The organism is Nocardioides bruguierae (assembly GCF_023554635.1).
In the GTDB taxonomy this organism is placed as follows: Bacteria; Actinomycetota; Actinomycetes; order Propionibacteriales; family Nocardioidaceae; genus Nocardioides; species Nocardioides bruguierae.
Genome location: NZ_JAMJPH010000029.1, coordinates 98,244 through 120,347, shown reverse-complemented (window position 1 = coordinate 120,347; position 22,104 = coordinate 98,244). Strand labels below are relative to the sequence as shown.

The window sequence follows — 22,104 nt, the reverse complement described above, 5'->3', positions numbered from 1 at the left end:
CCGTCCCGGCAGGCAGGCACCGTCGGTGCCGCCCCGGCGCGTGAGAGGCACGCGCCCCTCACGGAAGGACTGTTCACCATGGGTTACGGACTCGGAGCTCTCCTCGTCGCCGTCGGGCTGATCCTGGCGCTGGCCGTGCAGGACTCGATCAGCGGTGTCGACACCACGATGATCGGCTGGATACTGACCGTGGTCGGCCTGGTCGTCCTCGGCCTCACCGCGTTCACGCTGAACAAGAGCCGCGGCACCGCCACCACCGCGACCACCACGCACGCCGACGGCACCCAGACCACCACCGAGCGCGCCACCACCACCGACGTCTGAGGCGCACCCCGCCGACGACCGCTCGGGCCCGGACCGGACCGGGCCCGAGGACCGGACCGCCCTCCCCGACCCGGGGACGGGCGGTCCGTCACGTGCGGGGGAACATGTGGGGGAGCGTCCGGGGGAGCCCGGCACGATTTCGGGCTCACCCCGCACGGCGATAGTCTTCTCCGGTTGCCGTCTAACGGCCGCGGACCAGTAGTGCCCGGGTGAACAGGCCCCGGCGCGCCGCGCAACGATCGCCCCCAGGGCGGAAGGAGACTCGCATGTCGGTCGGTACCGATGTTGAGACCAAGAAGAAGATCATCGCCGAGTACGCCACCACCGAGGGCGACACCGGCTCCCCCGAGGTCCAGGTCGCGCTGCTCACGCACCGCATCTCCCACCTCACCGAGCACCTCAAGCAGCACAAGCACGACCACCACAGCCGTCGTGGCCTGCTGCTCCTCGTCGGCCAGCGTCGCCGTCTGCTCAACTACCTGAACAAGACGGACATCAACCGCTACCGCTCGCTCATCGAGCGCCTCGGCCTGCGTCGTTGATCCTCCGCCTCTGAGGCGGACCAGGAGCGGTCGCCCGGACCTCCGGGCGGCCGCTCCGCCGCATTCGAAGGCCCAGGGACTAGGCTGGCCCACGGCGCCGCACCCGCCGGGTGCCGCCCGCGCACTCGCTGCGCACAACAGAACACGCACCACCCACCAGGAGCGACCCGCACGCCTGTGCCCGGTCCTCGGTAGTGGCCTTCAGCAGCGCCGGCGCGAGCCGCCGCGGCTGCGGGCCTCGATCGAAGACCGGCGAGTAGAAGCGGGACGCAGCGGTTTGCTCCGCGACACCGACAAGGACCACTCTTGACCGAGTCCACCACGGCTGAGCCCGTGATCTCCGCCGTCGAGACCGTCATCGACAACGGCTCGTTCGGCACCCGTACCGTCAAGTTCGAGACCGGCCTGCTGGCCCGTCAGGCCGCCGGCTCCGTCACGGCCTACCTCGACGACGAGACGATGCTGCTCTCGGCGACCACCGCCTCCAAGCAGCCGAAGGACCACTTCGACTTCTTCCCCCTCACCATCGACGTCGAGGAGCGGATGTACGCCGCGGGTCGCATCCCCGGCTCGTTCTTCCGTCGCGAGGGTCGTCCGTCCGAGGACGCCATCCTCACCTGCCGCCTGATCGACCGGCCGCTGCGCCCGACCTTCAAGAAGGGTCTGCGCAACGAGGTCCAGGTCGTCATCACGGTCATGGCCCTCGAGCCCGACACCCCCTACGACGTCCTCGCGATCAACGCGGCCTCGATGTCGACCCAGCTCTCCGGCCTGCCGTTCTCCGGCCCGGTCGGCGGCGTGCGCGTCGCCCTCATCGACGGCCAGTGGGTCGGCTTCCCGACGCACTCCCAGCTCGAGAACGCCGTCTTCGACATGGTCATCGCCGGCCGCGTCACCGAGACCGGCGACGTCGCGATCATGATGGTCGAGGCCGAGTCCACCGAGCAGACCTGGGACCTCGTCCAGGGCGGCGTCCAGGCGCCGACCGAGGAGATCGTCGCGGGCGGCATGGACGCCGCGAAGGTGTTCATCAAGCAGCTGTGCGAGGCCCAGATGGAGCTCGCCAAGCAGGCCGCGAAGCCCGTCGCCGACTTCCCCGTCTTCCTCGACTACGCCGACGACGTCTACGCCGCCGTCTCCGCCGCCGTCTCCGAGAAGACCGCTGCCGCCCTCACCATCGGGCCGAAGCAGGAGCGCGAGGAGAAGCTCGACGAGATCAAGGCCGAGGTCCTCGAGACCCTCGGTGGTCAGTTCGAGGGCCGCGAGAAGGAGCTCGGCGCCGCGTTCCGCTCCCTCAACAAGGAGCTGGTCCGCCAGCGCGTGCTGCGCGACAAGGTCCGCATCGACGGCCGCGGCCTGGCCGACATCCGCCCGCTGCACGCCGAGGTCGGCGTGATCCCGCGCGTGCACGGCTCGGCCCTGTTCGAGCGTGGCGAGACCCAGATCCTGGGCGTCACCACCCTCAACATGCTGACCATGGTGCAGAAGCTCGACACGCTCTCCCCGGAGACCGAGCGTCGCTACCTGCACAACTACAACTTCCCTCCGTACTCCACCGGCGAGACCGGCCGCGTCGGCTCCCCGAAGCGCCGCGAGATCGGCCACGGCGCCCTCGCGGGCCGCGCGCTGATGCCCGTCCTCCCCACCAAGGAGGAGTTCCCCTACGCCATCCGCCAGGTGTCGGAGGCCATGGGCTCCAACGGCTCCACCTCGATGGGCTCGGTCTGCGCCTCGACGATGTCGCTGCTCCAGGCCGGCGTGCCGCTGCGCGCCCCCGTCGCGGGCATCGCGATGGGCCTCATCTCCGGTGAGGTCGACGGCCAGACCCAGTACGTGGCGCTGACCGACATCCTCGGTGCCGAGGACGCGTTCGGCGACATGGACTTCAAGGTCGCCGGCACCTCCGAGTTCGTCACCGCCCTCCAGCTCGACACCAAGCTGGACGGCATCCCGGCCGAGGTCCTCGCCGCCGCGCTGACCCAGGCCAAGGACGCCCGCCTGGCGATCCTCGACGTGATGTCCGAGGCCATCACGGTGCCCGAGGAGATGTCGGTGCACGCGCCGCGCATCATCACCGTCAAGGTCCCGGTCGACAAGATCGGCGAGGTCATCGGCCCCAAGGGCAAGGTGATCAACCAGATCCAGGACGACACGGGCGCGACGCTCTCGATCGAGGACGACGGCACCGTCTACATCGGTGCCACCAACGGCGAGGCCGCCGAGGCCGCCCGCGCCGCCGTCAACGCGATCGCCAACCCGACGATGCCCGAGGTCGGCGAGCGCTACCTCGGCACCGTCGTCAAGACGACCAACTTCGGTGCGTTCGTCTCGCTCATGCCCGGCAAGGACGGCCTGCTGCACATCAGCAAGCTGCGTGGCCTGGCCGGCGGCAAGCGCGTCGAGTCCGTCGAGGACGTCGTCTCCGTGGGCCAGAAGGTCCAGGTCCAGATCGCCGAGATCGACGACCGTGGCAAGCTCTCCCTGATCCCCGTGGTCGAGGAGGACGCCGCCGAGGAGACCTCCGACTCGGAGTGATCCCACGGCCGCACCGCCCGCGCCGGCGGTGAGGTCCCCGCAGCACCCCGCGCCCCGCCCGGCCTCCGGGCGGGGCGCGGTTCGTCTCCCCGAAAGGTCCCCGCAGTGAGCACCCCCGCCCCCGTCGACACCCACGGCCTCACCGGCCTCGTGCGGCGCACCCTCCTGCCCGGGGGGCTGCGCGTGGTGACCGAGCAGATGGCCGGCGTCCGCTCGGCCAGCATCGGCGTGTGGGTCAACGTCGGCTCCGCGGACGAGGACGACGTGCTGCACGGCTGCAGCCACTTCCTCGAGCACCTGCTGTTCAAGGGCACGGCGCGGCGCTCGGCGCTGGACATCAGCGTCGCGCTGGACGAGGTGGGCGGCGAGTTCAACGCCTTCACCGCCAAGGAGCTCACCTGCTTCCACGCCCGGGTGCTGGACGACGACCTCCCGCTGGCCGTGGACGTGCTCGGCGACATGCTCACGGGGTCCCTGATCGAGTCGGTCGACGTGGAGGCCGAGCGCGACGTGATCCTCGACGAGATCGCCATGCACGACGACGACCCCGACGACGTCGTCCACGACCTGTTCGCCGAGCTCGCCTGGGGCGCGGGCACCGCCCTGGGCCGGGGGATCGCCGGCACCGAGGAGTCCATCTCCGCCCTCACCCGGGACCAGGTGGAGCGCTTCTACCGCACGCACTACCGCCCGGCGACCACCGTGGTGGCGGTCGCGGGCAACGTGGAGCACGACGCCGTGGTCGAGCTCGTCGCCCGCGCCTTCGAGGGCTACGGCACCGGCGGCGAGGAGGCTCCGGTCAGCCGACTGCACACCGGAGCCGACGTGGCGGTGCGCGGTGGCCTGGCGACGGTGGAGCGGCCCTTCGAGCAGGTGAACCTCGTGCTCGGTGCCGAGGGCCTGCGGCGTGACCACCCCGACCGGTTCGCCCTGGGGGCGCTCACCACCGCGCTGGGCGGTGGCACCTCGAGCCGGCTCTTCCAGGAGGTCCGCGAGCGTCGTGGCCTGGCCTACTCCGTCTACTCCTTCTCCAGCCACCACGCCGACTCCGGCCTGGTGGGCATCGGCCTGGGCTGCCTGCCGCAGCGCCTGGACGCGTCGCTGGAGGTCGTGCGCGAGGAGCTGGCGAAGGTCGTCGAGGGCGGGCTGACCGAGGAGGAGCTGCGCCGTGGGCGCGGGCAGCTGCGCGGCGGGCTCGTGCTCGGTCTGGAGGACTCCGGCTCGCGCATGTCCCGGCTCGGCAAGTCCGAGCTCGTCCACGAGGCCTACCTCCCGGTCGAGGAGGTGCTGACCCGGATCGAGACCGTCACCACCGAGGACGTCGCCCGGGTCGCCCGCGACGTGCTGAGCAACCCCGAGATCCTTGCCGTGGTGGGGCCTGCTGCGCGCTGAGACGATCCCCGGAGGGGGTCGTGCACAACATCTTCACAAGCGTTTGCTCGATTTTGCCCCGTGAGGGCTCAACCCGACTCAGAAGCCCCTGGCCTGCGCCGATCCGGTCCCAGACGACCAGGAGGCCAGGATGGACGAGACCGCCAGCAGGTGGCACGCCACCGGCGCCGACGCGGGGGACGCCCCCGCCGGTGAGCCGGACGAGGCGCGGCACCGCGCGACGCGGCGTCCCCGCCTCGTCCCGGCGCTGAACCCGTTCCGCACCGGTGGGCGGCGCGCCCGTCGGGGCGGCGCGGACGTGCCTCCCGCCGCGCGGGCCTCCCGGCAGGCCGTCGGGTCCCTGCTGGCCGTCGGGCTGGCCGTCGCGGTGCTGGGCGGCTCGCTGACCGCCGTGACCCGGGCCGGCCTGCCGACGCCCGAGCCCGTGCAGGTGACCCCCGCCGCCGCGACCTCGTGCCCCTCGGCCGTGAGCCTGGTCAACGGCGACTTCGAGAAGCCCGTCCTGGCCGCCGGCGACCTCGTCATCACCCACGAGAGCAACGTGCCCGGGTGGCTCACCACGGCCTCCGACCACGCGATCGAGATCTGGAACGACGGCCACGAGGGCTACCGCAGCGCCCAGGGCAAGCAGTGGGCGGAGCTGAACGCCAACATGGTCTCCTCGCTCTACCAGGACGTGACCACCACCCCGGGCCAGACCCTGCGCTGGGAGCTGCTGCACGCGGGCCGCCTCGGCACCGACACGATGGCGGTCAAGATCGGTCCTCCCGGCGGCGAGCTCCAGCAGGCCCAGTTCAGCGACCCGCAGGCCTGGGGCGAGCACAGCGGGGTCTACACGGTGCCCGCCGGGCAGACGACGACCCGCTTCGCGTTCGTCTCGGTCTCCGCCGCCGGCGGCAACACCAGCATCGGCAACTTCCTCGACGCCATCTCCTTCGGCACCGCGCCGTGCCTGACCAGCACGCTCACCGCCGACACCCCCGCCGGCGACGGGACCGCCCACGTCGGCGACGTCGTCACCTACCGGCTGACGACCACCAACAACGGCGGCAACCCCGCGGACGACGTGTGGTTCGAGAACGCGCTGCCGGCGGGCACCACCTACGTCCCCGGGTCGCTGCGCGTGACCACCAGCACCGGCACCACCGCGATCAGCGACGCCTCCGGCGACGACGCCGGGGAGTACCTCTCCGCGCAGGGCAAGGTCCGCGTCCGGCTGGGCACGGGCGCGACCAGCGCGGCGGGCGGCACCCTCGCACCCGGCGCCTCGCGGGTGGTGACCTACCAGGCCCGCGTGGGCACCGCCGGGGCGGGCACCACCGTGACCGACGACGTCGACGTCACCTTCTACGACGACCTCACCGCGGGCACCCTCGTCTCCACGACGGGGGAGGCCGCCGTCGTGGTGGCCCCGGCCGCGGACCTGACGGTAGCGCTGAGCCGCAGCGGGGCCGCCGTCGCCGGCACCACCGGCACGTGGCTGCTCCAGGTGGGCAACGACGGACCCAACGACGCCGGCGCGGTCACCGCCACCGTGACGGTGCCCGGGTCGCTCGGTGCCGTCACGGCCGCCACGCCCGGCGGCACCTGCACCGTGGTCCCTGGCACCCCGACCCAGGTCACGTGCACCTGGGCCGGCCTGCCGGCAGGGGAGACCCGCACCGTGACGCTCACCGGGGACCTGGCGCCCGGCGCGGCCGCCGGCGGCTCGCTGGCCTTCTCCGCCGGCGTCGCGGGCGACGTGGACGAGATCGACACGGGCGACAACGTGGCCGCGCACACCTCGGTGGTCTCGACGGTGGCGGACCTGGGCGTCCTGCTCGCGGTCAGCCCCGACCCGGGGGTGGCCGGCGACGACGTCACCTACACCGCCACGGTCACCAGCACCGGGCCCTCGGTGGCCCGCGGGGTGCAGCTCACCATGCCGGTGCCCACCGGCTCCGTCTTCGTCTCGGCGTCCGTGCCCGGTGGTACCTGCGCCCTCGACGGGACCTCCACGGTGGTCTGCACGCTGCCCGACCTGGCAGCGGGGGACTCCCTCGACGTCGACGTCGTGCTCACCCTCGACCCGGCCGGCAGCGGCGCGGTCGACGGTGCGGTCGCCGTCAACGCGACGACGTCGGACCCCGACGCCTCCGACAACACCGCCGCGGTCTCCGCCGCCGGGTCCACCGAGGCGGACGTCTCGGTCGTGCTCGACATCGCCGCCACCGTCGCCCGTCCCGGCGACAGCGTGCCGTTCACCCTCACGGTCCGCAACGACGGCCCGTCGGTGGCCCGCGACGTCTCGTTCACCACCCTGGTGCCGGCCGGCATCACCATCGTCCGGCCCGCCAGCCCGTTCTGCACCCCGTCGGCCTGCACCATCCCCCTGCTGGGGGTGGGCGACGAGATCGTCATCGCCGGCACCGCCGACATCGACGTCGACGCCGCGAGCGGCCCGGGCGTCTCGAGCACCACCGCGATCGCCAGCACGCCCGACCCCGACGTCTCCGACAACACCGACTCCGTGGCCTTCGAGGTGTTCCTCGACAGCGACCTGGCGGTCAGCCAGTCGCTGACCGGCCCCGGGGGCGCCGCCGACACCGTCTCCGGTCGCGCCCTGGGCATCACCACGTCGGTGGAGAACGTCGGGGCCACGCGCGCCGAGGACGTGGTCCTGAGGGTGCCCGTGCCCGCAGGTCACCCCGTGCCCACGGTGACGGACGACGGCGGGGGCTCGTGCTCGTTCGTCGGCACCGTGACCGGTGGGCTCGCCCTCAGCGGCGGCACCGTCGTGTGCCAGGCCGCGCAGGTCGCCGCCGCTGACACCTGGACCGTCGTCCTCGCCTCGAGCGTGCCCGCCTGGTTCGACGGCGCCTGGATGGACGGCTCGGCGAGCGTGGCCACCGACTCCGACAGCACTCCCGGCAACGACCAGGCGCTGACGACGATCGCCGTCAGCCAGGTCGCCGACCTCGCGGTCGCGCAGAGCGTGCCCACGGGGGACCAGGAGACGGGCTCGACGGTCGAGGTCACCGTGACCGTGACCAACGCCGGCCCCTCCGACGCCCACGACGTCGTGCTCGTGGAGCAGACGGGGCCGGGCATCGTGGTCACCGGTGGCACGGCGGACGTCGGCAGCACCGACCCGGCGAGCGGGGACTGGACGATCCCGCACCTGGCGGTCGGCGAGACCGCCACGGCCACGATGACGCTGACGGGCTGGGTGCCCGGCACGTACGACACCGTCGTCGAGATCGCCACCAGCGACGTCATCGACCCCGACGGCTCCAACGACCGCTCCACGGCCTCGCTCACCTGGGTCGCCCCGGTGGTGGTGACCCCCACCGTGACGGTCACGGCCACCGAGACCGCGACCGAGACGGCTACCGCCACCGCCACGGTGACGGAGACGGCGACCGCGACCGCCACGACCACCGAGACGGCGACCGCGACTGCCACGACCACCGCGACGGAGACCGCGACCGCGACGGCCACCGCGACCGCCACGACCACGGAGACCGCCACCGCGACGGCCACCGCGACAACCACCGCGACAACCACGGAGACCGAGACAACCACGGAGACCGCGACGGCCACGGAGACGGCCTTCGCGACCGCCTGGGCCACCGTGACCCGGGCACCGGGCGGGCGTGCGACCGTCGTCCTCCCCGGCACGACGCGGACCGTGACGGTCACCGAGCAGGCCGCCGCCACCCGTGCCGCCACCCGCACCGTGACCGACGTGCGGACCGTGGTGGTCACCGAGACGGCGCGGCCCGGTCGTCCGACCGCGACCGTGACCGTGACCGAGCGCGCCGGGGGACGGTCGGCGACCAGCGTGGCCCTCGACGGCACGCGCCTGAGCACCGAGCACGAGGGCTGCTGGTGCGACGAGGGCTGGGACGAGGACGCCGGCTGGTGGACGAACCTCTGGCACTGGTTCTGGTGCCACTGGTGGTGGCTCCTGCTGCTCGCGGTGCTGCTGGGCGTGCTCGCCGTGGCCCGCGAGCGGCACCGACGCCGGCGTGCCGAGCGTCGCCTCGAGGGCCAGGAGACCAGCTCCGGGGACCAGGACCGGCCACACGGGACCTAGACGGCGCGCAGCAGCCCACGCCACGCACGACGCCCCGCCTCCCGGACCGGGAGGCGGGGCGTCGTGCGTGCGTCGGAGTGCCGCGGAGGCGCGCCGCGAGGCGCGGGGCTGCGCTCAGCGGCGACCGATGACGCCCACACAGGCGGGCACCTTGCGCTGGACGACCTGGGTGCGGAACCCGGCCGCGGTCAGCACGGCGCTGGTCTTCTCGACCATCTCGGGCACCTGCTCGGGACGGGTCGCCTCGAAGTAGACGTAGATGGCGCCGCCGGGCAGGAGCCGCTCGTGCAGGAGCGCCACCTCGTCCGCGCAGTCGCGGACCCAGAACAGGTTCACGTTGAACGCGTACACCTTGGTGAGGCGCTTGACCGGGACGCGCAGGGTGGCGAGGTCGATCTGGCGCACGGTCAGCCGACCGGCCTCCAGGAACCGGGCGCAGCGGCGCTTGGTGCGGTCCACGCCCGACTCGGAGCGGTCGATGGCGAACAGCTTGCCGGTCTCGAGCCGGGTGCAGATCATCTCGGCCCCGTAGCCGGGGCCGCAGCCGATCTCGAGCACGTGGTCGTCCGGCTGGACGTCCATGAGGTCCACCGACCAGCGGATCCGGGCAGGGATCGTCTGCAGCACCATGGGACCAAGATTGCCAGAAGTCCTCCACGGCTCGCCCGTCAGGTCGGCAGATCTCATCCGCGTGTGCGGTGTGCAGCACGTCCGCACCGGTGTGGAACGCTGGGAGCGTGGACTCCGACCAGGCCGCCCCGTCCAGCACCTCCTCGCGCCCGCGCGTGGCCGTCCTCGGCGCACGCGGACGCCTCGGGTCGGCCATCTGCGCGGCCCTGCGCGAGTCCGCGGAGGTCGACCTCGTCGCCGAGCTGGGCTCCTCCGACGACCTGGGCACGCTGCTCGAGCGGCAGGCCGAGGTGGTCGTCGACGTGACGACCCCCGACGCCGTCATGGCGAACCTCGAGTTCTGCGTCGGCCACGGCCTGCACGCCGTCGTCGGCACCACCGGGTTCGACGCCGAGCGCGTGGCCACCCTCGAGACCTGGCTGGCCGACGCGCCCGGCGTGGGCGTGCTGCTCGCCCCGAACTTCTCCGTCGGCGCGGTGCTGATGATGCGGTTCGCCGCCCAGGCCGCCCGCTTCTACGAGTCGGTCGAGATCGTCGAGCTGCACCACCCCGGCAAGGCCGACGCGCCCTCCGGCACGGCCCGGCGCACCGCCGAGCTGGTGGCCGCGGCCCGGCGCGAGGCGGGCTGCCCGCCGGTGCCGGACGCGACCACCTCGGAGCTCCCCGGCGCCCGCGGGGCGGACGTGGACGGCATCCGGGTCCACGGCCTGCGCATCCGCGGCATGGTCGCGCACCAGGAGGTCGTCCTCGGCGCCGAGGGGGAGACCCTCACCATCAGGCACGACTCCCTCGACCGGTCCTCCTTCGTGCCCGGCGTGCTGGCCGGCGTCCGGGCCGTGCCCACCCGCCCCGGTCTCACGATCGGGCTCGAGCACGTCCTCGACCTCGACTGAGGCCGTCCGCCCGGGTGACCCGGGTGGCCAGGGTGGCCAGGGGAGGTTCGCAGGTTCCTGCGATGCAAGGACCTGCAGGCGCTGGGTGCTTCCGTCAACCGTCGTGACGCTGAGACGGTCCTGACCTCCGGCGCCGTCTCGGGTGCGCCGGGGACGACCCAGTGAGAGAAGGACCCCCATGCAGCACCACCACGACCGACCGCACGCACGGCTCGGCCTGGCAGCGGCCGCCGTCCTGGCCCTCGGCGCCGTCGCCGCGAGCACCGTGCCCGGCACCGCCCAGGCGGCGGGCTCCGGCACGGACGCCGCCGACCGTCCGGGCTCGGGCCAGGTCTCGGGCCAGGTCTCGGCCGACCGCGCCGCCGACGTCGTCTCGCAGGTGCTCGAGCACCGACGCGTGGCCAAGGTCAGCCGCGGCACCGCCTTCGAGGTCAGCGACACGGTGCTGGACCCCGACGGCTCCGCGCACGTCCGCATGACCCGCACCTACCGCGGGCTGCCGGTGCTCGGCGGCGACGTCGTCGCTCACGAGAGCGCGCAGGGCGCGTGGGCCGGGCTCTCCCGCACCCTGGGCTCCAAGGTCACCGTCGCCACCACCCCGAACGTGGCCCGCGCCGCTGCCCGCAGCACCGCCGCGGCACCGAGCAAGGACGTGCGTGGCATCGACGGCCTCGAGGCCCAGGGCCCCACCCGCCTCGTGGTCGACGCGCTGGCCGGCGCGCCCACCCTCGCCTGGGAGGTCACCACCGTCGGCACCCAGGCCGACGGCACCCCCAGCCGCCTGCTCACCTACGTCGACGCCGACACCGGCCAGGTGCTGCGCCGCGAGGAGACCATCCGGACGATCGACGGCGAGGGCGAGACCCTCTACGGCGGCACCGTGCCGCTGGACGTCACCGCCACCGCCTCGGGCTACGAGATGCGTGACGCCACCCGCGGCGGCAGCTACACCACGGACATGGACGGGGCCACCGACTCCTACGCCTGCCAGCTGCTCGGGATGCGGTGCGACGACGGCACGATCGTCACCTCGCCGACCACCTCCTTCGGCGACGGCACCAACGCCGACCCCGACACCGCGGCCGCCGACGCCCAGTACGGCACGGACGTCACCTGGGACTACTACCTCGAGGTCCACGGCCGCGAGGGCATCTTCGGCGACGGCTCCGGCTCCTTCAACCGCGTCCACTACGGCAGCAACTACGTCAACGCCTTCTGGGACGGCGAGAAGATGACCTACGGCGACGGTGACGGCTCCTCCTACGGCCCGCTGGTCTCCCTCGACGTGGCCGGCCACGAGATGAGCCACGGCGTCACCGAGCACACCGCGAACCTCACCTACTCCGGGGAGCCCGGCGGCCTCAACGAGGCCACCAGCGACATCTTCGGCACGATGGTGGAGTTCTACGCGAACAACACCGAGGACGCCGGCGACTACCTCATCGGCGAGGAGTTCGACCTGGCCTCGGGTCAGGGCCTGCGCCGCATGGACGACCCGGCCAGCGACGGCTCCTCGCAGTCCTGCTGGTCCTCGTCCACCGCGAACGTGGACGTCCACTACTCCTCCGGCGTGGGCAACCACTTCTTCTACCTGCTCGCCGAGGGCTCGGGGGCCAAGGTGATCGGTGGCGTGCAGCACGACAGCCCCACCTGCGACGGCTCCACCGTCACCGGCATCGGTCGTGACGCCGCGGCCGACATCTGGTTCCGTGCCCTCACCGTCTACATGACGTCGGGCACCGACTACTCGGGCGCCCGCGACGCCACCCTCGCCGCGGCGGCCGACCTGTACGGCGCCGGCAGCACGGAGGAGACCGCTGTCGCCGCCGCCTGGGACGCGGTGGACGTGGCCTGACGGCCCCTCCCCGCACCGCTCGCCCGGGGGGCAGCTCACCCCACCGACGCCGCTCCCGGACGTGCGCAGCCACCGGCCCGCAGCATCCGCCCCCTTCTCCCCGGGGCCGCTGCGGGCCGGTGGTCTGCCTGTCTCCGGGCCTCGCGTCCCACCCTGGCCTCAGGCCAGGCGCAGGAGCGCCGCCGTGGCCGCACCGCCCACGACGACCACCAGGAAGGGCGCACGGACGAGCAGCAGCAGCGCCGCCGCGCCCAGGCCGGCCAGACGTGCGTCGACGGCGAGCGCGGGGCCCTCGGCGGTGGACGTGGCGGCGGTCTGCACCGCGACGAGGGCCGCCAGGAGGGCGACCGGCAGCAGGGCCGCCACCGCGGCCACCCGCGGACGCGCCAGCCACCGGGCCGGCACGGACAGGCCCAGCACCTTCAGCAGCCAGCAGCCTGCCGCCCCGACGAGGACGGCCACCCACGCGGCACTCACGACCGGCCCTCGGACCCGGGCGTGGCGGGCCGCACCAGCACGCCGACGAGCAGCGCCACCCCGCCTGCCGCCAGCACCGGCACGCCCGCGAGCGTGACCGGCACCAGGCCCAGCGCCACCGCGGCGCCCGCGAGGGCCACCAGCCGGGTGGTGGTCGACGTCAGCCGCGGCCAGAGCAGGCCCAGGAACGCCGCGCCCACGGCGGCGTCCAGCCCGAGGGTGCGCGGGTCGGCCCACGGCGAGCCCGCCAGCGCGGTACCGGCCAGCGCGCCCACCAGGGTGAAGGCGTTCCACAGCACCAGCACGGAGACGCCGGTGACCAGGAAGCCCGTCCGTTCGTGGCCCCGGGACGCCGGCGCGGTGGCGACCGCCGTCGACTCGTCGATCACCAGGTGCGCGGCAGCCGCCCGGCGCCAGCCCCGCACCCCCAGCAGCGGTGCCAGCCGCAGCCCGTAGAGCGTGTTGCGGGTGCCGAGCAGCAGCGCCGTGGCGGCGGCCGCCACCGCCCCGCCGCCCGCGCCGAGCACGCCCACCAGGGCGAACTGCGAGGCGCCGGTGAACATCAGCAGCGACAGCAGGCAGGTCTGGAGGACGCTCAGCCCGCTGGTCACCGCCACGGCCCCGAACGAGATGCCGTAGGTGCCGGTCGCCAGGCCCACGGCCAGACCGGCCCGGACGACGGCCCGCCGCTCGTCCCGGTGCTCGTGGCCGGGAGCGCTCACCGGCCGGTGCTCACGCGGTGGCCTCGACGAGCGAGGTGTGCAGCCGCACCTGCTTGAGCGAGGTGCCGGGGCCGGCTGGCTCCAGCTCGCGGTGCGCGCCGTCGGCCTCCCAGCCGGTGCCGACCAGGAACGCACGCGTGGCGTCGTCGCGGGCGTCGACCCAGTGCACGGCCCGGGCGAACCGGTCGGCGCGCAGGGTGTCGACCGCGGCCTGGAGCAGGCGGGAGCCGTGGCCGGCGCCCCGGTCGTCCGCGGCGACCACCAGCTCGACCAGCTCGCCGTCGCGCACCGGGTCGCAGTCGGGGTCGGTGGCGGGCGTGGTCACGGCCAGCCCGACGGGCCGGTTGCGCTCCAGCGCCACGAGCGTGCGCTGGCGGGCGTCCGCGGGGCGGGCCAGCGACGCCGCCCAGGTCTCGGTCGCCGCGGCCTCCGCCTCGGGCCCCGAGGGCAGCGCCTCGGGCGGGAGGACGCCGGCGAAGCGCTCCGGCCAGGCGCGCAGCTGGAGCCGCGCCAGGGCGGGGGCGTCGTCGGCCCATGCCAGCCGGACGGAGACGTCGGCGGTGGGGGAGGAGACCATGGCGCGCATCCTGCCAGCCGGCCCGGGAGGCGTCGCATCCACCGGGTGGCCCGGGTCACTCCGGCGCCGGGCTAACGTCGCGGGCATGGAGTACCGCAACCTCGGCGCGAGCGGGCTGAAGATCTCGGCCATCGCGTACGGCAACTGGCTCACCCACGGTTCCCAGGTCGATGAGGAGGCCGCCACCGCGTGCGTGCGGCAGGCCCTCGACGAGGGGATCACCACCTTCGACACCGCCGACGTCTACGCGAACACGGCCGCGGAGAGCGTCCTGGGGCGCGCCCTCAAGGGCGAGCGTCGCGAGGGCCTGGAGATCTTCACCAAGGTCTACTGGCCCACGGGGCCCGGCAAGCACAACGACTCCGGCCTCTCCCGCAAGCACGTGCGCGAGTCGATCGACGCCTCGCTGCGCCGCCTGGGCACCGACTACGTCGACCTCTACCAGGCCCACCGCTTCGACGACTCCACGCCGCTGGAGGAGACGATGCTGGCCTTCGCCGACGTCGTCCGCGCGGGCAAGGCCCTCTACATCGGCGTCTCGGAGTGGACCGCCGAGCAGATCCGCGCCGGCGCCGCGCTGGCCCGCGACCTGCAGGTGCCGCTGGTCTCCAACCAGCCGCAGTACTCGATGCTGTGGCGGGTCATCGAGGACGAGGTGGTGCCCGCGAGCCTCGAGGCGGGGATGGGCCAGGTCGTCTGGTCGCCCATCGCCCAGGGCGTGCTCACCGGCAAGTACCGGCCGGGGGAGGACTACCCGGCGGGCTCGCGCGCCACCGACGCCAAGGGCGGGGCCGACATGGTCTCGCGCTGGCTGCGCGACGACGTCCTCGAGCGCGTCCAGCGTCTCCGTCCGCTGGCCGAGCAGGCCGACCTGACGATGGCGCAGCTCGCCGTGGCCTGGGTCCTGCAGAACCAGGCGGTCTCGGCCGCGATCATCGGCGCCAGCCGACCCGAGCAGGTCACCGACAACGTGAAGGCGGCCGGCGTCCGGCTGGACGCCGACCTGATGGCCGCGATCGACGACGTGCTCGACCCGGTCGTCACGCGGGACCCGTCGCTGACCTCGTCCCCGCACCGCGACGACCTGATCTCCTGACTCGACCCGACACCGGCACGCACGAGCACGACGGCCCGCCCCGAGGCATCGGGGCGGGCCGTCGTGGCCGTCGTGGGCGCTGGCTGCGACCGGCGGGTGCCGGTGGAGCTCAGCGGTAGGTGTCGGGCAGGGGCTGCCCGAGCTTGACCTGCGGCTTGGGCAGCCGCAGGAAGCGCACCTGCATCGCGCGGGTCACCGCGTACCAGGTGGCGCCACGGAGCACGCCGGCGTCGCCGGGGAAGCGGGTGGTGAGCTGCTTGCGGAGGCGGAAGCGCATCAGCACCATGTCGAGGACGCCGACGAGCAGCGAGACCATCACCAGGGTGTTGGCGAACAGCACCAAGTTGCTGACGCCCGAGTAGGTCAGCACGATCGAGACGACCAGCAGCGGCAGCAGGATCTCCACCACGGAGAACCGTGCGTCGATGTAGTCGCGGATGAAGCGCCGCGAGGGGCCCTTGTCCTTGGCGGGCAGGTAGCGCTCGTCGCCGGTGCGCATCGCCTCACGCATCTTGGACTGGCTCTCGGCGCGGGCGGCGCGGGCGGCCTTCTTGTCACCCGGCGCGGTGGCGCCCATGGCGCGGGCACGCGAGGCGGCCTGGGCGTCCTTGCGGCTGGGCGTCGGACGCCCCTTGCCGCCGGGCTTCACCTCGGCCTCGGTCGCCGGGGTCTCGGTCTCGGACTTGCTGCGGCCAAACACGCGGCGCCTTCTCTCTTCCTCACGCGCGTCCCTGCGCGCCTCCTGCGGGGTCACCAGCCTACGGGGAAGGGGGAGGAGGACGCGACGCGGCGTGGTCCGGTCCCCTCGCCGCGGTTGCCGGTGAGCCGTAGGGTGGGCATGACGGCGTCCGCCCGGCGGTCGGCCGTCCCCGTCGAGGTCCGAGCAGAGCACGAGAGGCAGCCCACCCCCATGAGTCTGTGGAAGCGCATGACCCTGATCTTCCGGTCGAAGGCCAACAAGGCCCTCGACCGCGCCGAGGACCCGAGGGAGACGCTGGACTACAGCTACCAGCGCCAGCTGGAGCTGCTGAGCAAGGTCCGTCGGGGCGTCGCGGACGTCGCGACCAGCCGCAAGCGGGTCGAGCTCCAGCTCAACCAGCTCCAGCAGCAGGCCCAGAAGCTCACCGAGCAGGCGCAGAAGGCGATCGCCGTCGACCGTGAGGACCTCGCCCGCGAGGCCCTGACCCGCAAGTCCGGCCTCGCCCAGCAGATCGCCGACCTCCAGGCCCAGCACGCCCAGCTGCAGGGGGAGGAGGAGAAGCTCACCCTGGCCCAGCAGCGGCTCCAGGCCAAGGTCGAGTCCTTCCGCACCCGCAAGGAGACGATCAAGGCCACCTACACCGCTGCCGAGGCCCAGACGAAGATCGGCGAGGCCATGTCCGGCATCTCCGAGGAGATGGGCGACGTCGGCCTCGCGATCCAGCGCGCGGAGGACAAGACGGCGAACATGCAGGCCCGGGCCGGCGCGATCGACGAGCTCATCGCCTCCGGCGCCCTGGACGACGCCAGCTCGCTGAACGCCGGTGACGACATCGGCCGCGAGCTCGCGGCGCTCTCCAGCAACGCCGACGTGGAGGCCGAGCTGGCCGCGCTCAAGGGCGGCTCCACCGCGCCCGACGCGATCGAGTCCTCCTCCGGGGCCATCCTCTCCGAGGAGACCCAGGCGCAGAAGGACCAGGCATGATCGTCCGCATCCTCGGCGAGGGCCAGTTCGACGTCGACGACGCCTCGCTCGACAGGCTCAACGAGCTGGACTCGGCCGTCGAGGCCGCTGTCGGTGCCGGTGACCACGAGGCGTTCGCCGCCGCGCTCACCGCGCTGCTCGACGCCGTGCGGGCCGAGGGGGCCGTGCACGACGTCGACTCCCTGGACTCCTCCGACCTCATCCTCCCGCCGGCCGACGCCGGGCTGGAGGAGGTCCGCGACATGCTCGCCGAGGACGGCCTCATCCCCGGCTGAGCAGCCGCACCCGACGCACCGCGCCGCCCCGTCCACCCCTGCGGGTGGGCGGGGCGGCGTCGCGTCCTGGTCCTGCTCGCGACCAGCGGTGAGCCGGCAACCGCTCCGGGTGCGGCGGAGGTTGCGGAGCCACCGGTGCTCCCCGGACGGTGCGGACCAGGGCGATCCCCGAGGCGGGCTGCTTGGTCGATCGGGGAGGATGGAGCCATGGCACGCACCCGCTTCGTCGGCGACTCCGGCCTCACGGTCCGGATGACGACCGTGATGTTCCTGCTCGGCGCCCTCTTCGTCGGTTTCATCGCGATCCTCATGGCGATCGCCGGGAGCTACGGCGGCTACGGCTTCGCGGTGATCGTCGGCCTCATCGGCATCGGCATCGCGGTCTACCAGTGGTGGAGCAGCGACACCGTGGCGATGCGGGCCATGGGCGCCCGCGAGGTCTCCCCGCAGCAGGCCCCCGAGCTGCACGGCATGATCGACCGGCTCTGCGCCATGGCGGACATGCCCAAGCCCCGGGTCGGCATCGCCGACACGGCCGTCCCGAACGCCTTCGCCACCGGCCGCTCGCCCGAGCGGGCCGTCGTGGTCGTGACCACCGGCATCCTGCGCACCCTCACCGCCGAGGAGCTCGAGGGCGTGCTGGCCCACGAGCTCTCGCACGTGGCCCACCGCGACGTGCTGGTGATGACGGTGGCCAGCTCGGCCGGCATCGTCGCCTCGATGGTCACGCAGGGCGCGCAGTACGGCGCGATCTTCGGCGGCAACCGCCGCGACAACAACAACGGCCTGCCGATCTGGCTGGTGATGCTGGTGGTCAGTCTCATCACCTACGCGGTGAGCTTCCTGCTGCTCAAGCTGCTCTCGCGCTACCGCGAGCTCTCCGCCGACCGCGCCGGCGCGTACCTCACGATGAAGCCCCAGGCGCTGGCCTCGGCGCTGCAGAAGATCACCGGCTCGATGAACGCCATCCCCGACCAGGACCTGCGTGCCAGCCAGAAGATGAACGCCTTCTTCATCGCCCCCGCGATCCGCGGCGTCTCGCTGCGCACCCTGACCTCGACCCACCCCACGCTCGAGCAGCGGCTGGAGCAGCTGGCGACGATCGAGGCCGAGCTCGGCCGGCCGACGGCCTGAGCGGGGGAGCGGGATGGGTTTCCTCGACGCGATCCTCGGGCGCACCAAGCCCAAGCAGGCCAACCTCGACGCACTGTTCGCGGTGCCGTCCTCGGCGATCACGCTGGCCGCCGAGGCCGGGCTGCACCCCACCGGGCTCGGGGCGGTCTGCTACCGCGCTGCCGGCGGCGGTGCCTTCGCCCAGGTCCAGCAGGAGATCCTCGACCTGCTGACGGGCACGGCCGACGCCCCCGACGTCCGGCTGAGCACCGACGAGTTCGGGTTCACCTGGCTCGTCGTCGACGACGACCCGGACGACCTCACCGGCCTCGTCACCGACCTGCACGCCGTCAACACGACGCTGGAGGCGCACGGGTTCGGTCCCGGCCTGCTGTGCTCCCTGATCCCCTTCGCGGACGCCTCGGGCCGCCGCTTCGGTCTCGTCTACCTGTACAAGCAGGGCACCTTCTACCCCTTCGCCCCGCAGCCGGGCGCCGGCAAGCAGCGCGACAACCTCCTGGAGCTGCGGGCCCGCGACATGCTCGCGGCCGACCTGCCGGTGGAGAAGGACACCGGTCGCTGGCTGGCCCTCTGGGGCGCTCCCGGCGTCTGAGAGCCGGCTCACCCACGACTGTCGGGCACCACAGCGTCTCGACAGGGACGTGCCACAGCCGCCACAGACCGCCCCTCCACCCTTCTCGACGAGCTCCCCCACCCCCCCCGGGGTGAGCAGACTCGAGAGGAACACCGTTGCGTCTACGCCTGCCCCGACGACCCAAGATCCTGGTCGCCGCCGGAGTGGTGCTGCTCCTGGTCGTCGCTGGAGGTGTCGGCGCCTGGCTGCTGACCCGCGACACCGAGGCCGCAGCCACCACCAGCACCGCCACCGTCTCCACCCAGACGATCTCGGAGACGGTGAGCTCCGACGGCACCGTCGCGGCCGCCCGCAGCCGCAGCCTGTCCTTCTCCGTGTCCGGCACCGTCACCAAGGTGACCGTGGACGCCGGTGACACCGTGAAGAAGGGCCAGGTCCTCGCGGTCGTGGACGACGACTCCCTGGTCGCGGCCCGCAAGGCCGCCCAGGCGCAGCTCACCGCGGCCCAGGCCCAGCTCTCCGAGGACGTCGACGCCGACGCCGACGACATCCAGCTCGCCAGCGACCGGGCCACCGTCGTGACCGCCCGGGCGTCGCTGGCCGACGCCCGCACGGCGGTCTCCGAGGCCGTCCTGCGCGCCACGATCTCCGGCACCGTCACCTCCGTCGGCATCAGCAAGGGCGACGTGGTCGGCTCCTCCAGCAGCAGCGGCGGCACCGATGCCTCGGGCAGCTCGTCCTCGAGCAGCTCCGGGGGCACGATCGACCTGGTCTCGACCGGTCGCTTCGTGGTCGACGGCACGGTGGCCGCCACCGACGCGGACTCGGTGACCACCGGCCTCCAGGTCGAGATCACCGTCTCCGGCGTGGACGACACCGTCTACGGCACCGTCTCCGAGATCGGCCTCGTCGCCGAGACCGACGACTCCGGCGCCGCGGTGTTCCCCGTGACCGTGCAGGTCACCGGCACCCGCGACGACGTCTACGCCGGCACCTCGGCCACGATGGAGATCATCGTCAGCCAGCGCACCGACGTGCTGACCGTGGACTCCACCGCCCTCACCACCGAGGGCGACGCCACCTACGTCACCGTGCTGGTCGACGGTGTCGAGGAGCAGCGCGAGGTCACCGTGGGCGAGACCTACGGCCGCAGCACCGAGATCACCGACGGCCTCTCCGAGGGCGACGAGGTGGTCGTGCAGGGCTTCACCGCCCCCACGGGCAGCGGCGACGACTCCGGCCAGCAGGGCCAGATGCCCGACATGAGCGGCGGCGGCATGCCCGACATGAGCGGCGGTCAGATGCCCGGGGGTCAGGGGTGAGCCCGGCCGCGCAGCAGCGCCACCGCAGCACCGGGGGCGAGCCGATCATCGAGCTCTCCGGCATCCGCAAGACCTACACCTCCGGCACCATCACGTTCGAGGCCCTGCGCGGCGTCGACTCCGTGGTCCGCGAGGGCGAGTACGTCGCCGTCATCGGGCCCTCGGGCTCCGGCAAGTCCACGCTGATGAACATCCTCGGCTGCCTCGACAACCCGACCGAGGGCTCCTACGTGCTGGCCGGCGACGACGTCGCCAGCATGACCGAGACGCAGCTGGCCGAGGTCCGCAACAAGCGGATCGGCTTCGTCTTCCAGCAGTTCCACCTGCTGGCCTCCCAGTCGGCCTGGCGCAACGTCGAGCTGCCGCTGGTCTACGCCGGCGTGCCGAAGGCCGAGCGCAAGGAGCGGGCGATCGCCGCGCTGACCAAGGTCGGCCTGGGGGAGCGCGTGGAGAACAAGCCCGGCGAGCTCTCGGGCGGCCAGCAGCAGCGCGTGGCCGTGGCCCGCGCGCTGGTCACCGAGCCGGCGATGATCCTGGCCGACGAGCCGACCGGCAACCTGGACTCGCGCTCGACCGCCGACGTCCTGGGCCTCCTCGACGACCTGCACCGCTCGGGCCGCACCATCGTCCTCATCACCCACGAGGACGAGGTGGCCGCCCGCGCCGAGCGGAACCTGGTGATCCGCGACGGCCTCATCGTGGCCGACACCCCGGTGGGGGTGCCCGCGTGAACACCGCCGAGACCCTGCGCACCGCCCTCGAGGCGGTCCGCTCCCACCGGATGCGCTCGATCCTGACGATGCTGGGCATCGTCATCGGCATCGCCTCGGTGATCCTCACCGTCGGCTTCGGCCAGGGCGCCCGCGCCCAGGTGCAGGAGCAGATCAGCGCCCTGGGCTCCAACCTGCTCATCATCTCGCCGGGCTCCAGCACGGACGACTCGGGCAGCCGCGGCGGCTTCGGCTCCGCGACGACCCTCAGGCTGGAGGACGCGGACGCCATCGCCGACTCCGACGTCGTGCCCGACGCGGCCGCGGTCGCTCCCACCACCTCCACCAGCACCTCGCTGGTGGCCGGCGAGACCAACTGGACGACCTCGGTCGTCGGCACCACCACGTCCTGGCTCGACGTGCGCACCCGCACCCTGGCGTCCGGGCGCTTCTTCACCCAGGACGAGGCCGACTCCGGCGCCGACGTCGTGGTGCTCGGCCCGGACACGGCCAGCGAGCTGTTCAGCGGCACCAGCCCGGTGGGGGAGGAGGTCACCGTCGGGGGCCGGACGCTCACCGTGATCGGCGTGCTGGAGTCCTCCGGCTCGTCCTCGTCGGGCACCAGCGAGGACGACGTGGCCGTCGTGCCCGTCAGCACCGCGCTCGCGCTGACCGGGTCCACGTCGACGTCCGTGTCGACCATCTACGTCGAGGCCGCGAGCGCCGACCTGCTCAGCGCCGCCTACCAGGAGATCGACGCCCTGCTGACGACCCGGCACGGCATCGAGTCCGGCGACGACGCCGACTACTCGATCTCCACCCAGGACTCGCTGGTGGAGACCGCCAGCTCCACCAACGAGACGCTGTCGGTGCTGCTCACCGGCGTCGCGGCGATCTCGCTGCTGGTCGGCGGCATCGGCGTCATGAACATCATGCTCGTCTCGGTGACGGAGCGGATCCGCGAGATCGGCCTGCGCAAGGCGCTGGGTGCCACCCCGTCCGCGATCGGCAAGCAGTTCCTGGCCGAGGCCTCGATCCTCGGCCTGGCCGGCGGCCTGCTCGGCATCGCCATCGGCGTGGTCGGCTCGTGGGTCCTGCCCGCGATCATCGACCAGCCCGTGACGCTCTCCCTCGCCGCCACCGCGGGCGCCCTCGGCGTCTCGCTGGCCCTCGGCGTCGGCTTCGGCGTCTACCCCGCCACCCGCGCCGCACGGCTCACGCCGATCGACGCCCTGCGCAGCGAGTGACGCCGATGAGCCGCCGCTGCCGCGTCCACCCCGGCGC

General features: G+C 73.2%; 20 protein-coding genes. 15 read left to right on the top strand and 5 right to left on the bottom strand.

The features are described from left to right. The first annotated feature begins 78 nt into the window (after window positions 1–78). From M8316_RS16960 to M8316_RS16940, 5 genes are all read left to right on the top strand, one after another. On the top strand, window positions 79–324 hold the full coding sequence (locus tag M8316_RS16960) for a DUF6458 family protein (protein ID WP_250056520.1): 246 nt from the start codon (window positions 79–81) through the stop codon (window positions 322–324). 266 nt (window positions 325–590) lie between these two features. Beyond that, window positions 591–866, top strand: coding sequence for a 30S ribosomal protein S15 (gene rpsO / locus M8316_RS16955; RefSeq protein ID WP_250056518.1), 276 nt, complete (start codon window positions 591–593; stop codon window positions 864–866). A 306-nt stretch (window positions 867–1,172) separates the two neighbouring features. Beyond that, entirely contained in the window at window positions 1,173–3,401 is a 2,229-nt protein-coding gene (locus tag M8316_RS16950) for a polyribonucleotide nucleotidyltransferase (RefSeq protein ID WP_250056516.1), read from the top strand. Window positions 3,402–3,506: 105 nt separating this feature from the next. Next, entirely contained in the window at window positions 3,507–4,793 is a 1,287-nt protein-coding gene (locus M8316_RS16945; RefSeq protein WP_250056514.1) for a M16 family metallopeptidase, read from the top strand. 130 nt (window positions 4,794–4,923) lie between these two features. Then, complete coding sequence (locus tag M8316_RS16940; protein WP_250056512.1) at window positions 4,924–8,871, top strand: hypothetical protein; 3,948 nt, start codon at window positions 4,924–4,926, stop codon at window positions 8,869–8,871. Window positions 8,872–8,985: 114 nt separating this feature from the next. On the opposite strand, the gene M8316_RS16935 is transcribed toward M8316_RS16940, so the two are convergent. Next, window positions 8,986–9,501 (bottom strand): class I SAM-dependent methyltransferase, encoded by a 516-nt coding sequence (locus M8316_RS16935; RefSeq protein WP_250056510.1) that lies wholly within the window; start codon window positions 9,499–9,501, stop codon window positions 8,986–8,988. Between the two features lie 107 nt (window positions 9,502–9,608). On the opposite strand from M8316_RS16935, the gene dapB reads away from it, so the two are divergent. Together dapB and M8316_RS16925 are read left to right on the top strand one after the other, a co-directional pair. Beyond that, window positions 9,609–10,394, top strand: coding sequence for a 4-hydroxy-tetrahydrodipicolinate reductase (dapB, locus tag M8316_RS16930; protein WP_250056507.1), 786 nt, complete (start codon window positions 9,609–9,611; stop codon window positions 10,392–10,394). 178 nt (window positions 10,395–10,572) lie between these two features. Next, window positions 10,573–12,249 carry a M4 family metallopeptidase gene (locus M8316_RS16925; RefSeq protein ID WP_250056505.1) on the top strand — a complete coding sequence of 559 codons (1,677 nt, stop codon included), beginning with the start codon at window positions 10,573–10,575 and terminating at the stop codon, window positions 12,247–12,249. A 159-nt stretch (window positions 12,250–12,408) separates the two neighbouring features. On the opposite strand, the gene M8316_RS16920 is transcribed toward M8316_RS16925, so the two are convergent. From M8316_RS16920 to M8316_RS16910, 3 genes are read right to left on the bottom strand one after another with little or no spacing between them, the layout of a single operon-like run. Further along, a complete protein-coding gene (locus tag M8316_RS16920) occupies window positions 12,409–12,726 on the bottom strand; it encodes an AzlD domain-containing protein (RefSeq protein WP_250056503.1) in 318 nt (105 codons plus the stop codon). Next, window positions 12,723–13,448, bottom strand: a complete 726-nt coding sequence (locus M8316_RS16915) for an AzlC family ABC transporter permease (RefSeq protein WP_250056502.1) — start codon at window positions 13,446–13,448, stop codon at window positions 12,723–12,725. The genes M8316_RS16920 and M8316_RS16915 overlap by 4 nt, the downstream gene beginning before the upstream one ends. A 10-nt stretch (window positions 13,449–13,458) precedes the next feature. Beyond that, window positions 13,459–14,025, bottom strand: a complete 567-nt coding sequence (locus M8316_RS16910; protein ID WP_250056500.1) for a GNAT family N-acetyltransferase — start codon at window positions 14,023–14,025, stop codon at window positions 13,459–13,461. 85 nt (window positions 14,026–14,110) lie between these two features. Here M8316_RS16910 and M8316_RS16905 point away from each other — a divergent pair, with 85 nt between their 5' ends. After that, window positions 14,111–15,121 carry an aldo/keto reductase family protein gene (locus M8316_RS16905; RefSeq protein WP_250056498.1) on the top strand — a complete coding sequence of 337 codons (1,011 nt, stop codon included), beginning with the start codon at window positions 14,111–14,113 and terminating at the stop codon, window positions 15,119–15,121. Window positions 15,122–15,230: 109 nt separating this feature from the next. Here M8316_RS16905 and M8316_RS16900 read toward each other — a convergent pair whose 3' ends face one another. Continuing rightward, complete coding sequence (locus M8316_RS16900; protein ID WP_250056496.1) at window positions 15,231–15,821, bottom strand: DUF3043 domain-containing protein; 591 nt, start codon at window positions 15,819–15,821, stop codon at window positions 15,231–15,233. 210 nt (window positions 15,822–16,031) lie between these two features. Between M8316_RS16900 and M8316_RS16895 the strand changes: the two genes are divergently transcribed. The 7 genes from M8316_RS16895 to M8316_RS16865 all read left to right on the top strand — a co-directional run bounded on the left by M8316_RS16895 (window position 16,032) and on the right by M8316_RS16865 (window position 22,067). After that, window positions 16,032–16,805, top strand: a complete 774-nt coding sequence (locus M8316_RS16895; RefSeq protein ID WP_250056494.1) for a PspA/IM30 family protein — start codon at window positions 16,032–16,034, stop codon at window positions 16,803–16,805. After that, the gene (gene pspAA / locus M8316_RS16890) at window positions 16,802–17,080 is read left to right on the top strand and encodes a PspA-associated protein PspAA (protein WP_250056492.1); all 279 of its coding nucleotides are present in this window, start codon (window positions 16,802–16,804) and stop codon (window positions 17,078–17,080) included. Before M8316_RS16895 ends, pspAA begins: the two co-directional genes overlap by 4 nt. A gap of 207 nt (window positions 17,081–17,287) precedes the next feature. Then, window positions 17,288–18,214, top strand: a complete 927-nt coding sequence (htpX, locus tag M8316_RS16885) for a zinc metalloprotease HtpX (RefSeq protein WP_250056491.1) — start codon at window positions 17,288–17,290, stop codon at window positions 18,212–18,214. 13 nt (window positions 18,215–18,227) lie between these two features. Further along, entirely contained in the window at window positions 18,228–18,806 is a 579-nt protein-coding gene (gene pspAB / locus M8316_RS16880) for a PspA-associated protein PspAB (RefSeq protein ID WP_250056489.1), read from the top strand. A 137-nt stretch (window positions 18,807–18,943) separates the two neighbouring features. Beyond that, window positions 18,944–20,110 (top strand): efflux RND transporter periplasmic adaptor subunit, encoded by a 1,167-nt coding sequence (locus M8316_RS16875; RefSeq protein WP_250056487.1) that lies wholly within the window; start codon window positions 18,944–18,946, stop codon window positions 20,108–20,110. Continuing rightward, window positions 20,107–20,841: an ABC transporter ATP-binding protein gene (locus tag M8316_RS16870; protein ID WP_308196046.1), complete on the top strand. Its 735-nt coding sequence runs from the start codon at window positions 20,107–20,109 to the stop codon at window positions 20,839–20,841. Before M8316_RS16875 ends, M8316_RS16870 begins: the two co-directional genes overlap by 4 nt. Beyond that, window positions 20,838–22,067 (top strand): ABC transporter permease, encoded by a 1,230-nt coding sequence (locus tag M8316_RS16865; protein WP_250056485.1) that lies wholly within the window; start codon window positions 20,838–20,840, stop codon window positions 22,065–22,067. The genes M8316_RS16870 and M8316_RS16865 overlap by 4 nt, the downstream gene beginning before the upstream one ends. Window positions 22,068–22,104: the final 37 nt, after the last annotated feature.

Excerpts from the sequence above, each read along its gene's own strand:
- htpX (WP_250056491.1), top strand. The coding sequence starts at position 17,288 with ATGGCACGCACCCGCTTCGTCGGCGACTCCGGCCTCACGGTCCGGATG.
- pspAB (WP_250056489.1), top strand. The coding sequence starts at position 18,228 with ATGGGTTTCCTCGACGCGATCCTCGGGCGCACCAAGCCCAAGCAGGCC.
- M8316_RS16935 (WP_250056510.1), bottom strand. The coding sequence starts at position 9,501 with ATGGTGCTGCAGACGATCCCTGCCCGGATCCGCTGGTCGGTGGACCTC.
- M8316_RS16895 (WP_250056494.1), top strand. The coding sequence starts at position 16,032 with ATGAGTCTGTGGAAGCGCATGACCCTGATCTTCCGGTCGAAGGCCAAC.
- pspAA (WP_250056492.1), top strand. The coding sequence starts at position 16,802 with ATGATCGTCCGCATCCTCGGCGAGGGCCAGTTCGACGTCGACGACGCC.
- M8316_RS16925 (WP_250056505.1), top strand. The coding sequence starts at position 10,573 with ATGCAGCACCACCACGACCGACCGCACGCACGGCTCGGCCTGGCAGCG.
- M8316_RS16940 (WP_250056512.1), top strand. The coding sequence starts at position 4,924 with ATGGACGAGACCGCCAGCAGGTGGCACGCCACCGGCGCCGACGCGGGG.
- M8316_RS16905 (WP_250056498.1), top strand. The coding sequence starts at position 14,111 with ATGGAGTACCGCAACCTCGGCGCGAGCGGGCTGAAGATCTCGGCCATC.
- M8316_RS16910 (WP_250056500.1), bottom strand. The coding sequence starts at position 14,025 with ATGGTCTCCTCCCCCACCGCCGACGTCTCCGTCCGGCTGGCATGGGCC.
- M8316_RS16960 (WP_250056520.1), top strand. The coding sequence starts at position 79 with ATGGGTTACGGACTCGGAGCTCTCCTCGTCGCCGTCGGGCTGATCCTG.
- rpsO (WP_250056518.1), top strand. The coding sequence starts at position 591 with ATGTCGGTCGGTACCGATGTTGAGACCAAGAAGAAGATCATCGCCGAG.